General features: G+C 73.5%; 13 protein-coding genes and 2 pseudogenes. 9 read left to right on the top strand and 6 right to left on the bottom strand.

Features of this window, described 5'->3' with window-relative positions; translation table 11 throughout:
• Window positions 1–69: 69 nt before the first annotated feature.
• The gene (locus ACZ5ON_RS08920; RefSeq protein ID WP_465587689.1) at window positions 70–678 is read left to right on the top strand and encodes a TetR/AcrR family transcriptional regulator; all 609 of its coding nucleotides are present in this window, start codon (window positions 70–72) and stop codon (window positions 676–678) included.
• Window positions 679–970: 292 nt separating this feature from the next.
• On the opposite strand, the gene ACZ5ON_RS08915 is transcribed toward ACZ5ON_RS08920, so the two are convergent.
• From ACZ5ON_RS08915 to ACZ5ON_RS08895, 5 genes are all read right to left on the bottom strand, one after another.
• Window positions 971–2,020 carry a TIGR03617 family F420-dependent LLM class oxidoreductase gene (locus ACZ5ON_RS08915; RefSeq protein ID WP_465587686.1) on the bottom strand — a complete coding sequence of 350 codons (1,050 nt, stop codon included), beginning with the start codon at window positions 2,018–2,020 and terminating at the stop codon, window positions 971–973.
• Window positions 2,021–2,336: 316 nt separating this feature from the next.
• On the bottom strand, window positions 2,337–3,503 hold the full coding sequence (locus ACZ5ON_RS08910) for an MFS transporter (protein WP_465587959.1): 1,167 nt from the start codon (window positions 3,501–3,503) through the stop codon (window positions 2,337–2,339).
• Window positions 3,504–3,768: 265 nt separating this feature from the next.
• Window positions 3,769–5,874 (bottom strand): SpoIIE family protein phosphatase, encoded by a 2,106-nt coding sequence (locus ACZ5ON_RS08905; RefSeq protein WP_465587684.1) that lies wholly within the window; start codon window positions 5,872–5,874, stop codon window positions 3,769–3,771.
• A gap of 464 nt (window positions 5,875–6,338) precedes the next feature.
• Window positions 6,339–6,533: a zinc-binding dehydrogenase gene (locus ACZ5ON_RS08900; RefSeq protein ID WP_465587680.1), complete on the bottom strand. Its 195-nt coding sequence runs from the start codon at window positions 6,531–6,533 to the stop codon at window positions 6,339–6,341.
• Between the two features lie 96 nt (window positions 6,534–6,629).
• Window positions 6,630–7,271: a DedA family protein gene (locus ACZ5ON_RS08895; protein ID WP_465587677.1), complete on the bottom strand. Its 642-nt coding sequence runs from the start codon at window positions 7,269–7,271 to the stop codon at window positions 6,630–6,632.
• A gap of 178 nt (window positions 7,272–7,449) precedes the next feature.
• Here ACZ5ON_RS08895 and ACZ5ON_RS08890 point away from each other — a divergent pair, with 178 nt between their 5' ends.
• The 4 genes from ACZ5ON_RS08890 (at window position 7,450) to ACZ5ON_RS08875 (ending at window position 10,138) form a co-directional block, all read left to right on the top strand.
• Window positions 7,450–7,992, top strand: coding sequence for an SUKH-4 family immunity protein (locus tag ACZ5ON_RS08890; protein ID WP_465587674.1), 543 nt, complete (start codon window positions 7,450–7,452; stop codon window positions 7,990–7,992).
• A 202-nt stretch (window positions 7,993–8,194) separates the two neighbouring features.
• Entirely contained in the window at window positions 8,195–8,590 is a 396-nt protein-coding gene (locus tag ACZ5ON_RS08885) for an SUKH-4 family immunity protein (RefSeq protein WP_465587956.1), read from the top strand.
• 366 nt (window positions 8,591–8,956) lie between these two features.
• Window positions 8,957–9,493 carry a hypothetical protein gene (locus ACZ5ON_RS08880; RefSeq protein ID WP_465587671.1) on the top strand — a complete coding sequence of 179 codons (537 nt, stop codon included), beginning with the start codon at window positions 8,957–8,959 and terminating at the stop codon, window positions 9,491–9,493.
• Window positions 9,494–9,610: 117 nt separating this feature from the next.
• Window positions 9,611–10,138, top strand: a complete 528-nt coding sequence (locus ACZ5ON_RS08875) for a hypothetical protein (protein WP_465587668.1) — start codon at window positions 9,611–9,613, stop codon at window positions 10,136–10,138.
• A gap of 112 nt (window positions 10,139–10,250) precedes the next feature.
• Here the strand turns inward: ACZ5ON_RS08875 and ACZ5ON_RS08870 are convergent, their stop codons facing one another.
• On the bottom strand, window positions 10,251–10,643 hold the full coding sequence (locus ACZ5ON_RS08870) for an RNA-binding S4 domain-containing protein (protein ID WP_465587665.1): 393 nt from the start codon (window positions 10,641–10,643) through the stop codon (window positions 10,251–10,253).
• An 84-nt stretch (window positions 10,644–10,727) separates the two neighbouring features.
• Here ACZ5ON_RS08870 and ACZ5ON_RS08865 point away from each other — a divergent pair.
• The 4 genes and pseudogenes from ACZ5ON_RS08865 to ACZ5ON_RS08850 all read left to right on the top strand — a co-directional run.
• Window positions 10,728–11,132 (top strand): annotated as a pseudogene (locus tag ACZ5ON_RS08865) (SDR family NAD(P)-dependent oxidoreductase); the annotation flags it as partial.
• A gap of 83 nt (window positions 11,133–11,215) precedes the next feature.
• Window positions 11,216–11,326: pseudogene (locus ACZ5ON_RS08860) on the top strand (3-oxoacyl-ACP reductase); the annotation flags it as partial.
• Window positions 11,327–11,504: 178 nt separating this feature from the next.
• The gene (locus ACZ5ON_RS08855) at window positions 11,505–12,203 is read left to right on the top strand and encodes an alpha/beta fold hydrolase (protein ID WP_465587661.1); all 699 of its coding nucleotides are present in this window, start codon (window positions 11,505–11,507) and stop codon (window positions 12,201–12,203) included.
• A gap of 322 nt (window positions 12,204–12,525) precedes the next feature.
• A complete protein-coding gene (locus ACZ5ON_RS08850) occupies window positions 12,526–12,900 on the top strand; it encodes a hypothetical protein (RefSeq protein WP_465587655.1) in 375 nt (124 codons plus the stop codon).
• Window positions 12,901–12,909 lie beyond the last annotated feature (9 nt).

Below are 12,909 nucleotides of genomic sequence, written 5' to 3'. Positions count from 1 at the left end.
CCCACTATGAGTGGGCATCTGCCCACCCGTCAACCGGGTGGGATCGATCGAGGCAAGAAGGGGTACACCGTGCCGACAGGGGTGGCCATCCACGACGTACGGCGGCAACTGTTCGACGCCGCCGAGCGCATCCTGCTCCGGGACGGGCCGAACGCGCTGACCAGTCGGGCGGTCACCACGGAGGCGTGCTGCGCCAAGGGCGTGCTGCACCGGCACTTCGCCGATTTCGACGCCTTCCTGGCAGAGCTCGTGCAGGACCGCGTCGGCCGGATCGACGGCCAGGCCGCCGTCCTGCGCGACCTGGCCGGGACCGGCACCGTCGCCACCCACCTCGTCCGCGTGCTGACGGAGCTCTTCGAGTCGGTCGCCGTGGCCATCATCGCCCTGGTCACCTTCCGGGACGACCTGCGCGCCCGGCTGCGCCGGACCAGGCCGGCCGGAGTCCCGGTCCTGACGGAGGCCGCGGCCGCGATCGCCTCCTACCTCGCGGCCGAGCGCGAACTGGGCCGCATCGCGGCCGAAGCCGATGTCGACACGCTCGCTCCCACGCTGATCGGCGCCGCGCACCTGCTGTTCGCCGACCGGAAGGGCGCCCCGCCGGAGGCCGAAGCAGTCCACCGGGTCGTGACCGCCGTGATTGCCGGTGTCGTGCAGGACCCGCCCGGGCGCCCGGTGTGAACCCGCGGCCGCTCCGGGGTTTCCTGCCGCAAGGAGGCCGCGGCTCGGTCTCCGACTCGCCTTCGCGGTAAATGAGTTGACCTGCGCCGCGCTGGAACGGTCCCATTGCCGTCGGCCCGACAACGGGGGTGGAGCGGGCCATCGCCGGCCGCCGGCCCGGCTGATCACTCCAGGAGGCTCACGATGACCGCCGTACCGGATCCGCATCTCGCCCTCGTCCGCGAGGTGGTGCCGCACACCCCGCGGGGCTGCGAGGAGTGCCTGCGCCTGGGGCGGCTCCGGCGCGGCCGGCTCAGTCCAGTGCGCGGACGGCGTCCAGGACGTCCAGGCCGAGTGCCGGGTCGGCGCCGTCCGGCAGGCTGACGGAGAGCCGGGTGACCAGGCCGGCGTAGCGGCGGTGGATCTCCCGGGCGACGTCCTCGACCGGGCCGGCGACCGCGAAGGTGTCGAACACCTCGTCGTCGATCAGCTCGGCCATCTCCTGCCAGCGTCCGCGTACCGAGAGCCGGTGCAGCTCTTCCTGGAGGTCCTCCCAGCCGTGCTGGGCGAGCACCGGGCGGTAGGCGGGTGTGGAGGCGTAGAAGGCCAGCCGCTCGCGTACGCCGGCCAGGTTGGCGCGCAGTTGCTCCTCGGTCCGGCCGGTGGCGGTGAGCACGCTGCCGGCGATCTCGAAGGGCCGGGCGGTCCAGGCGGCGCCGTCGGCCTCGGCCCGGGCACGGGCCTCGGTCAGGCCGGGCAACACCTGCCCGGTCAGGTAGGCGACCGAGGTGAAGGGGTGGCTGAGGAAGCCGTCGGCGACCGCGCCGGCGGTGCGGGTCATCAGCGGGCCGACACCGGCCAGCAGGATCCGGGGCACGCCGGTGGGGACCGGGTCGGGGGAGAAGACCGGGGTCATCAGCGTGTGGGCGTAGAAGTCACCGCGGAACCGCAGCCGTTCGCCGGTCTGCCAGCTGTGCCAGATCGCCCGCACCGCGTGGACGTACTCGCGCATCCGCGCGGCCGGCCGGTCCCAGGGCATCCCGAAACGCTTCTCGATGTGCGGCTTGACCTGCGAGCCGAGGCCGATGACGGCCCGTCCGCCGGAGGCGGCGTGCAGCCCCCAGGCCTGGTAGGCGAGGGTCATCGGGGTGCGGGCGAAGGCGACGGCGACGCCGGTGGCCAGTTCGATCGTGCTGGTCCGGTCGGCCGCGCGGGCCAGCTGGACGAACGGGTCGTACGCGGTCTCGGAGACCATCAGCCGGTCCATGCCCCGGCGTTCGGCCTGCTCGGCGGCGTCGAGGATGCCCGTCGGGTGCCCGGAGGCGAGCGCGTCGAGTCGGAAGGTGGCGCGCGGGCGGTGCATGGAGCGGCTCCTGGGTGCGGTGAGCGGAAGCGGTGCCCCCGTAGCCTCCCACGCCGGTCGGTACGGGTGGGCGCCTTGCCCGGTGCCGCGGGATCCGCTTCGTACCAAGCCTCGGTGTCCCAGCGGTCCTGCGGAGTCTCGTCGACCGCGTCCACACCGTGGAGCAGTCGGCGCCGGGCGGCGAGGCCGCGGAACCGGACTGCGGCGCTGACCTGCGTCCGCACGCCGCACGGCGGAGGCGGCGCACCCTTCGGGAACACCGGGAGCACGAACGTCCGAGCCGGACACCACCCCGCGGGGAAGCTCCGCCCGAGGGTCAGGCACGGCGGACGAGGGTGACGGCCAGCAGGATCAGTGCGGCGGACTGGATCGCGGCGACCGTGGTGATCAGTACGGGGATCGAGACCGTGTAGAGCACTCCGGTCAGCGTGCCGCCCGCGAAGGTCGCTGCGCCGACCACGCCGGCGAAGACGCCGTAGGCGGTGGCCCGTCGGGGACCGGCCACCAGATCCGCCACCGTGGCCCTCAGCGTGGACTCCTGAACACCCGTCGCGGCACCCCACAGCAGCGAGCCCGCCACCACCGCCGGGAGACTGTCGGTGAACGCCGTTGCCGGGACGGCGGCCGCCAGTAGTGGCAGCACCGTCAGGCCTCGGGTGCCGATGTGGTCGTACAGCCAGCCCGTGGCCAGCGCGCCCAGCGCGGCGGCCAGCATCGCCCCGGCGTACAGCACCGGGACCAGGGAGGCGGCCAGCAGGTGGCGCTCGACCAGGTGGAAGGAGAGCACGCCGAACGTGGCGAACCCGCTCATCGTCGCAGCCGTGAACGTCGCGTACAGCCAGAACGCCCTCGGCAGGCGCTCGCTGTCCCGGTCAGCGGTGTCGGTGCGGACCGGCTCGGCCGCGGTCTCGTAGCGGGTCGGGTCGGGCACCCGGAGCCGCAGCCAGCACAGCAGCGTCAGGACCAGCACCCCGGGGACGGCGAGGACGCCGAGCGCCGGGCCGTAGCTGCCGGTCCAGGCGAGCATCCCGGCGACCGTGAGCGGGCCGATCACCGCGCCGACCTGGTCCATCGCCTCGTGCACCGCGAAACCGCGCCCGCGCCCGGTGGCGGCGGTCGCGTGGGAGAGCAGGGTGTCCTTCGCCGGGGAGCGCACGGCCTTGCCGACCCGCTCGGCGATCACCAGCACGCACGCCGGCCACAGCGCCCCGGCGATCCCCAGCAGCGGCACCGACACCACCGTGAGCGTGTAGCCGGTGATCGCGATCGTCCAGTAGCGGCGGGTCCGGTCCGCCAGCGGTCCGGACACCAGCCGCAGCCCGAGTGCCGCGGCTTCGCCCGCACCGGTCACCGCACCGACCACGGCGGCGGAGGCACCGAGGGACGCCAGCAGCGGGCCGGTGATCGACCGGGCCCCCTCGTAGACGAAGTCCGCCAGCATGCTGATCGTGCCGAACCACACCACGAACCGCCATGGCCGCATCACCGCACCGTCCTCCCTCTCCCGCTCCGCTGCCTGTTTCCGCTCCGCTGCCTGCTCCCGCTCCGCTGCCCGTGCGGCGGCGGCCCCGTCACGTCCGCGCGGCCTGACCGGCGCGCAGCCGGCCCGATCTGCATGCTCCCGGCGATCTCCGTGGCCGTTAAGGTCCGGTCGCCGGGCCCGGCCACCCGCAGTGTCTCGTACGAGAGCCTGGAAACCGTGGTCAGCGCCCCGGGGAAGCCTCGTGATCCACGGACGGTTCAGGGTTTCAGGTGCGTTCCGGTCCCGTGCCGGGGGCAAGGGGCCGGGCGCGGGCGATGAGCAGTGCCACGTCGTCGGGCTCGTCGGGGTTGTGCAGGCTGTCCAGGAGCAAGTCGCAGGTCTCCTCCGGCGAGCCGGGCCGGTCTTCGAGCAGGTTGAGGAGCACCTGGAGCCGGGCGTCGATGTCCTGGTCCCGGGTCTCGACCAACCCATCGGTGTAGAGGGCGAGTTGGTGGCCGACGGAGAAGTCGACGGTGACGGCCCGGAAGTCGCCCCCGCTGACGCCGAGAGGGGATCCGGTGGGCAGGTCGACCAGCTCCGGTGCCCGGTCGACGGGGATGAGCACGGGCGGCAGGTGCCCCGCACCGGCGATGCGGTACCGGGCGAGATGGGGGTCGTGGACGGCGTAGACGCAGGTGGCAATGGTGTCGTCCAGGCCGGCGGTGATGCGGTCGAGGTGGTACAGCACCTCGTCGGGGGCGAGGTCGAGATCGGCCAACGTGCGGGTGGCGGTACGCAGTTGGCCCATGGTGGCGGCGGCGTTGAGGCCCCGGCCCATGACGTCGCCGATCACGAGGGCGGTCTTGTCACCGGCCAGCGGGATGACGTCGAACCAGTCGCCGCCGATGTCCACCGCCGCTCCGGCGGGCCGGTAGCGGGAGGCGATCTCCAGGCCCGGCCGCAGGGACGGGTGGTGCGGCAGCAGGTGGCGCTGGAGGGCGCGGGCCGCGTGGCGCTGGCTCTGGTACCAGCGGGCGTTGTCGATGGAGACCGCCGCGCGGGCGGCGAGTTCGCTGGCGAGGATGACGTCGTCGTGGTCGAAGGGGCGCGGGGTGTCGGTGCGCTTGAGGTCGAGGACGCCGATGACCTCACTGCGGGCGATCAGCGGCACCGCGAGATAGGAGCGCAGTCCGGCCTCCGCCAGCAGCCGGGCGGCCTCGCCGTCCCGGGCGATGCGGGGCAGGTCCTCCGGCCGCACCCGGGCCACCAGGACGGGTCTGCCGGTGGCCACGCACCGGGTGACCAGGCGGTCCGCACCGTAGGCCGCCGGCTCGCCGACCGGGTCGGCCGCGCGGGCGGCCGGTGTGGGCCGGGCGGCCTTGACCGCGAGGGCCCGGAACGACAGTCCGCCGGGCGGTGCGTCGGTGCCGCGCCCGACGTCCAGGATGTCCAGGACGGATTCGAGGACGTCGACCGCCGCGATGTCGGCGAGTTCGGGCACGGCGATGTCGGCCAGCTCGCGAGCGGTGGTGTCCAGGTCGAGGGTGGTGCCGACACGTACGGAGGCGTCGGCGATCAGGGCGAGCCGGGAGCGGGCCTGGGCGGCCTCGGTGGCGACCTGGTGCTGCTCGGTGACGTCCAGGACGGACACCGCCAGGCCGATCACCCGGCCACTGAGATCCTCAAGCCGGAAGTACGACGCCCGCCAGGCGTGCTCGGTCTCCGGATCGCCCGGTGGGTAGCCGACCGAGCGCCGGTTCACCAGCGGGGTGCCGTCGGCCAGGACCCGGCGCATCACGGACTCGACGGCATCGGTGTCCTGGAAGGGCAGCACCTCGCCCGCCCTCCGGCCGAGGTGCTCCTCGGCGGGCAGGCCGTTGATTCGTTCCAGCGCGGGATTGACCAGGACGTAGCGCAGGTCGGTGTCCAGCACCGCCAGGCCGACCGGGGAGTGCGAGACCAACCGCTCGGAGAGCGCCAGGTCGCGTTCGACCCGCCGTACCGTTTCCCGGTCGGAAGCGAGCCCGAGGGCGTAGACGCGGCCGTGTTCGTCCTGCAGCCGCACGTTGCGGAACTCGGTCAGCAGCCGGTGACCGTCCTTGTGCCGCACCGGGAAGGTGCCGACGTAGGGCCCCTCGCCCGCCATCACCCGGGCGAACAGGGTGAGAACGCGCTCGAAGTCCGGCTCATCCACCAGCAGCTTCGCCGCGGGCTTGCCGAGTGCCTCCTCGGCGGTGTACCCGAACAGGGCCTCGGCCTGCGGGCTCCAGAACACGATCCGCCCCTTCGCGTCGAGCACCGCCGCCGCGATCGCGAGCATGTCCAGCAGACCGCCAGGCGCCAGTGGGCCAGCGCATTCGAGGCCGGCCCCGGGCGGATCGCTCCTGCTCATCCCGGCCGCTCCTTCCCATTCGGCGTCTTGCCGCTGCTCCCTGGGCCACACGCGTCAACCGGCCATTCCATGATCTCCCTCGAGCTGCCGAAGGGCAGAGCGACGCCGGACGGAGAGGCCGTCCGGGGTGACGGTGACGCCCGGGTGAACGATCGTTCGCCCGGGCGAAGGGCGCCTGCTGTGGACACTCCGTCCCGGTGCCGTGGCCGCTCGGCTCCGCCCTCGCGGGCGGCGGACAGCGGACAGCGGACAGCGGACGACGGGCGACGGGCGGCAGGCGGCGGGTGCCGGAATGAGCCGGCGGCTCCGTCGGGGGTACCCGCGCGTGCCGTGACCGGCCGTAAGGCCGCCGGGCTGCGGAGGAGCCGCGTCCTCGGCGGCCCGGCTCCTTCGCTCCGGTCGGAGCCCATGGGCAGCAGGGCAGTCCGTCGGGAGCCCGCGCCGCGGCCCGCCGCCCCGGTCGGTCAGGGCACCAGGACCAGCCGTCCGCGGACCCCGCCCTTCGCCAGCCGCCGGTGCGCCGCGGCGGCCTCCGCCAGCGGGTACGTCCCGGCCACCCGCAGGGTCAGCTGCCCGTCCTGACCGTGCTGGGGCGGAGCCTGCTGCGGCTGATCGTCGCCCGCAAACACTGGGCCGAGGAACGGATCGGAGAGACCCACGCGGCCCGCCGGGAGTACGACGTCCGGTCGGACGCGGGGACGGCCTGACCGCCGGATCGTGCGGTTGCCCCGGGAGCCGCCCGTACTGGCCGCGCTTCAGCGCCTGCCTTCACGGTCGTCGTCCCGGTGCCGGCGCCCGATGATGCCGCGGCGGCGCAGCTGCCAGGCGGCCAGGACGGCGATCGCCACGACGGCGAGCAGAACGGCGGTGGTACGCCCGACGGCTCCCTCGACGCGGCTGTAGGCGGAGCCGGCGAAGTAGCCCAGCAGTGGGAAACCGGTGCCCCAGGTCACGCCGCCGAGCGCGTTGAACAGCAGGAATCGGCGGTAGGGCATGTGCGAGCTGCCGGCCAGGGCGGGCATCGTCGCCCGGAAGAACGCGACGAAGCGGCCGGCGAAGACCGCCACCGGGCCGCGTCGGCGGATCAGGTCCTGGGCGTCGGCGAGCCGGTCGCGGTGCCGCCGCAGCGGCCGGGAGCCGAAGATCATCGGACCGGCGCGGCGGCCGATCTCGTAGCCGACCGAGTCACCGACGATGGCCGCGCCGACCACGGCCAGGATCAGCCAGCCGATGGAGACCCTGCCCTGGTGGGCGAGGACACCGCCGAGGACGGCCGCGGTCTCGCCGGGCAGTACGAAGCCGAAGAAGAGCGCGTCCTCCGCGAAGACCAGTGCGGCGACGACGGCGTAGACCACCGGGCCGGAGAGGCCGCGCAGCCAGTCGGTGATCGAGTGCATCGGCCACCTCCCTGCCGGCTGGCCCGCCGGTCCTGTCCTGCTCAATGTAACCCGGCTGGTCCGGGCCGGTCGGCAGCCCGGGGCGGACCGGAGCCCTCCCGGCTGACCGGCGGGTCGTCAGTGGCGCCCGATAGGATCGGCGCTCCGGTGAAGGCGGCGGCAGGGGAGGCGGCAAGCCGTGGACAGTGGACGGCGAACGGACCGGCACGGGCTGGTCCGGCTGGCGGAGCAGGCGCTGCCGGACGGGCTGACGCACGGTCCGACGCGGCGCTTCCTGACCGAGCAGGGCCTGCCCGCGGCGGGAGCGGACTTGGTGTTCAACGGCCTGAGCGCAGAAAGGCTGCAGCAGCTCGGCCCGGGGGAGGGGGCAGCCGATGACGGGCGATGGCTGGTCCTCGGCGAGACCGACTACTGCGGCACCGCTGTGGTGCTGGACGGGGCGACGGGCGAGGTCCACCTCGCCGACCGGGTCGGTAGCGAGCTCCTGCGGGACCTGATCGCCTCCGACCTGCCCGCGCTCGCCGGGCTGATCCGTGAGGTCGAGTCGGTCGAACCGGCCGCCCGGCAGACCGACTCGCACGGCGGGCGCGGAGGTGATCGCGGCCGCCGAGCAGCGGTTCCGGGCCATCGACCCCAGGCTGTTCGAGGCCGACACGCCACCCGCGCACTGGCCCACCACCTTGCTGGTCCGCGCCCTGCACTGGGGCGCCCGCCCCGGTGAACCGGGCGGTCTCGCCTACGAGTTCGAGCCCGAGCTGGTCGCGGAGCTCGCCGCCATCGACGGGAGCGGCGAGGTGCGCCGCTACCAGCCGCAGGAGCTCCCGGCCGGGCTCACCCACGAACCCACCCGGCTCCTGCTCACCGAGGTCGGGCTGCCCCTCGACGGCGAGCTGTTCAGCGTCGACGCGGAACCGCTCCGGACGATGGCGCAGGCCCACCCCGGCACCGCCACCGAACGCGCCCACCAGCGCGACTACATAGCCGTCGGCCGGTGGCCGCACGATCTCGTGGTCGCCCTCGACGGCGCCACCGGACGGCTGGAGCTGCCGGACTGGTACGACGACGGCGGCCCCGCCGCCTACCTTCACCGGGACTTGTCCACCCTGCTCTACGCCTGCTGGACGTACGGGCGGCTACGGGACGAGTGGGCCCGCTGGGACTACGGTGCCGGCGACTGGGAGCTGTTCGACCCCCGGGCATTGCTGGGCAGCCACGTCGATGCCATGGTCGAGGCCGTCGATCCTCAGGCGTTCGAGACCTCCGGCCACTCCTGGCGGATGCTCGCCGAGGACCCGTACACCGGCGGGTTGCTCGCCTGACACCTGGCCGGGCGCCCGCACTCCGGACGGACGCGCAGCAGCAGCCGCACCAGTGCCCGACCACGGGTCGGGCCCGGCCTGCCGCGCGGGCCGCCGCGCCACGGATCGGGCCGGGCCGCGAAGTCGCCGGTCCCATGGGCGGAAGGCCGTGCATCTATCGGGAGTTGACGACCGCTCGCCGCGCCCAGGACCCGGACGCCCCAAGACCCCTGCCCGCGACCGGACCCGGCTGCGACGGTGGTGAGCCGAGCTGGCATGATGCGTGCCCGGCGCGGCCGGAGCGGGCCCGCGGCAAGGGGGAGTGGAGCTGTGCCGGGAACAGGGCGGGCATCCGCGGAGCGAAAGCCGGACATCGGCTGGGGGCTTGTGGCGGTAATGCTGCTGGTCGCCACGGGACTGCTCGTCGGCTGTGGCCACGCGGTGGAGAGCCGGGCCGGGGACCTTCGGTACGCGATGCGCGAAGCCGGTGTCGTCGGCCGGTTCACGGTGGCTTCGCATGCTCGCGTCCAGGTCACCCGGGGACGCGTGATCTGCCACGGCCCGGCCACCGCCACCGACGGCCGGCTCCTGGAAGCCGACGCCACACTGAACTTCGACGAGCCGGTCGGCGCCCGGATCCAGGTCCAGTACGCGACCGACGGCAGCATCCACCGCGTCGGCCTCTCACCCGTCACCGAGGACCTCTCCACCATCTGCATCTGCCTGGCCGGCGTGGTCGCCGGTGTCGTGGCGGCGGGCGCCGCACTCGGACACGCCGCTCCGGTACTCGCGGACCGGCTGTCGACCAGTGGGTGGAGCCGCCGGCTGACCGTGGGTGCCATGGCACTCGGCCTCAGCCTGGTGGCCTGCTCGGCAATGCTGATCGCGATCTCACTGGTGGCCCGGATGGTGCCGTCGGACTAAGGCCGACCGAGAGTGATGTAACCGTTGGGAGCTTTGCGGTTGCGGACCGTAATGGGGCGGGTGAGGCTGACCATCGCCGCCCCTTGCGGCCTCAATACACACAGCAAAGGTTGTTCCATGCGTAACAAGCGGATCATCGCGGCACTCGCCGGTGTCGCGCTCACCGGAGCCCTTGCCACCACCGTCGAGGCGAGCGCGGCCACCGCGCCGACCTCGCGGACCGCCACCACCCGGGCGGGACAGGCGGAACAGATGCAGTCGCTCCAGCAGATCCACCAGCTAGGCTTGCTCGGCGACCTCACCAGCAAGGTCGACGCCGTCGCGGCCTCCGCCAAGACCAACCCCCAGGTGGACAAGGCCACCCTCCGGACCCAGGTGGACGCTGCGAAGGCGGCGGCCGCCGCCCTGCAGAAGCAGGCCGAGAAGGCCGCCACCAGAGATGGTGCCGAAACCCGCAGCCTGGCGTCCGACATCGCCAAGCTGAATGCCGACCTCGCCAAGCTGATCGCCGACATCGAGGCCGGCAACGCCGCGGCCATCCCCGGCGACCTGGCGGCGATCGCAGCCGATCTGGTCGCCATCGTCAACGACGTCCTGGGTGTCCTGGACGCCCCGGCGGACGCCTCGGCCACAGCCGGGCACTGACCTCACCCGTCCCGCGCCCGCCCCGCCACCGCGGCGAGGCGGGCGTCGGCGTGCCGGAGCGCCGCCCGGCCACCACCGCGCCCGGGTACCGGACCGCCTGGGCCCGGTTGCGTCACCGACCGTGCAGTTGCTCCAGGTCGCGCAGCCGGTCCAGGTCACGACGGTCGCGCTTGGTCGGCCGCCCGGTGCCCCGGTCGCGCAGGCCGACCGAGGCGATCTCCTCGCGGGTCGGCGGCGGCGGGCTGTTGTCGATGTAGCACTCGGTGGCGACGCTCGCACCGACCCGCTTGCTGATCACCCGTGAGACGACCACGATCCGCTCCCGGCCCTCGTGCTGCAGCCGTACCTCGTCCCCGGGGCGCACCAGCTGCGCCGGCTTCACCCGCGTGCCGTTGACGCGGACGTGTCCCGCCCGACAGGCGGTCGCCGCCAGCGAACGGGTCTTGGTCAGCCGGACCGACCAGATCCAGCTGTCGACACGCACGGTTCCCTCGTCCGAACTCATACCTCAGACCTTAGACCGACCCGCAAAGGGCCCGCGGTCCCGGTCTCCGGTCACCGGCCCAGGGCTCTGTCGCCCTGCCGGCCGATGCCGCACAGTAGAGGGCGACCAGCGGTGGCGCGGTGTCGCGTCGACCTGTCCACTCCGGAGGGCCCCGGCCGGTTGGTGGACCGGGTCGCCGCCGAGCTCGGCGCACTCGATCTGCTGGTCAACAACGTCGGCGGCGGTGACGGCGGCCAGGGGCAGCTCGGCGGCTTCGCCGGCTTCACGGCTCAGCAGTGGTGCGAGACGTTCAACCTGAACTTCCTGGCCGCGGCCCGCACGACCAGGGCCGCCCTGCCCCACCTGACCGCCGCCCGGGGTTCCGTCGCCAACATCTCCTCCAACGGCGCCCGGGTGCCGCACGCGGGCCCGATCACCTACACCACGGCCAAGGCGGCACTGACCGCGTTCGGCAAGGCCCTGGCCGAGGAACTCGGCCCGCAGGGCGTACGCGTCAACACCGTCTCGCCTGGTCCCGTCCGCACCGACATGTGGAGAGCCCGGACGGCTACGGCGCTGACCTGGCACGGGCGATGGGCGTGGAACACGAGCAACTGCTGGGTCGGCTCGCGGCGATGGTCGGGATGCTCACCGGCAGGCTGGTGGAGACCTCCGAAGTCGCGGCCCTGGTGGCCTTCCTGGCCTCGCCCCTGGCGGGCAGCGTCACCGGTGCGGATCACATCGTCGACGGCGGGTCGGTCAAGACGGTCCGAGGCCGGGCCACCCTCCGACGGAGCGGTCGGGCCGGCCGCCGGACCCGGCGAGGGCGTGTGCCGAAGGTGATCAGGCGCGATTGTCAGTCCCCTCCGTTACGGTGCCGCCATGGTGAACTACGTACTGGTGGCAGGTGCCTGGCTCGGATCGTGGGCCTGGAGCGAGGTGGTGCCGGAGCTGCGTGCGGCCGGGCACGGTGCCCATGCGTTGACGTTATCGGGTCTCGCCGAGAGGCAGGGGGTGCCGGCCGGGCAGCAGACCCACGTTCAGGACATCGTCGGAGAGGTCGAACGGCTCGATCTGCGGGACGTCGTGCTGGTCGGCCACAGTTACTCGGGCATTCCGGTCGGCCAGGCAGCGGAGCGGATCGGCGACCGGCTGGCCCGGGTGGTCTTCGTCGATTCCAACGTCCCGGCCGACGGCGAGTCGTTCGTCTCGGGCTGGCCGGACGGCCGGGTGATGGTGGAGGCGTCGATCGCGGAGAACGGGGGTTTCTGGGCGCCCCTGACGGCGGCCGACTATGCGGGCCAGGGCCTCAACGACGAGCAAGTGGCGCGGATCGTGGGCGGATCGACACCGCACCCGGGTGCCACGCTGACCGAGCCCGCCGTGCTGGCCGGCCCGCTCGAACGGCTTCCGGCCACGTACGTCAAGTGCCTGCTGGACGGCGCCGAGCCGAGCCCGCAGGTGGCCGAGCTGCTGACCGGCGAGCACTGGCGGCTGGTGGAGATGGCCACCGGCCACTGGCCGATGTTCTCCCAGCCGCGCGAGCTGGCGCGCGTCCTCCTCGACGCGGCCGGGAGGTGACCGCGGTCGTAGGCGGCAAGCTCCGGCCGGGCGGCCGTCGGCTCGTGCGGTGCCGGTGAGTGCAACGGCTGATGTCCAATCAACATGCCGATCAGAACGGAGGTCGGCGCTCCCGTCGGAACAGGTGCGGGTCCGGTCCGGGGGCTGTCGATCCGCAGGCACCTGGATGCGCCGGCTGATCCCGGCCCGGTTCCCGGCGGAAGCGGGGTGATGTGCCACGGCTGCGTGAAGGAGCCGCTCGAGGCGGCCGCAGGGCGGTTCCTTCCCGGATGTGCGGGCGAGCCCCCGGAGCAGTGGGCGCGACGGCCGTTACCGTTCCATCGTGATGAACCACCAACCGGACGAGGATCCGGACGCCACCGTGGCCCGCGAGGCCATCGACGAGTACCTCACCGCGCGCTCCGAGCACTGGCGGCAGCTCGCCATCGCGACCCGCGACAGCGACCGGCAGGCCACCTACCACGCTGTCGAGAACCGGCTGACCCGCTGGCGCGAGCAGGGCACCCTGGACAGCTGGGTGGCCAACGACGCGCTCGAGGCCGCGAAGCAGAACGCGGCGCGCGAGCGTCTCGAGGCGATGGCGACGCCGGTGGGGGGTGCCGTGATCGAGGCCGCCACCCAGCGCGTGCAGGCGATCCGGCGCTGGTGTCGCGCCCAGGGCTTCGTCCTCGCCGACGACGTGGCCGAAGGGGAGTAGAACCCGGCC

It is taken from the genome of Kitasatospora sp. NPDC032150 (assembly GCF_055579945.1).
This window is presented reverse-complemented; position numbering and strand designations above follow the sequence as displayed.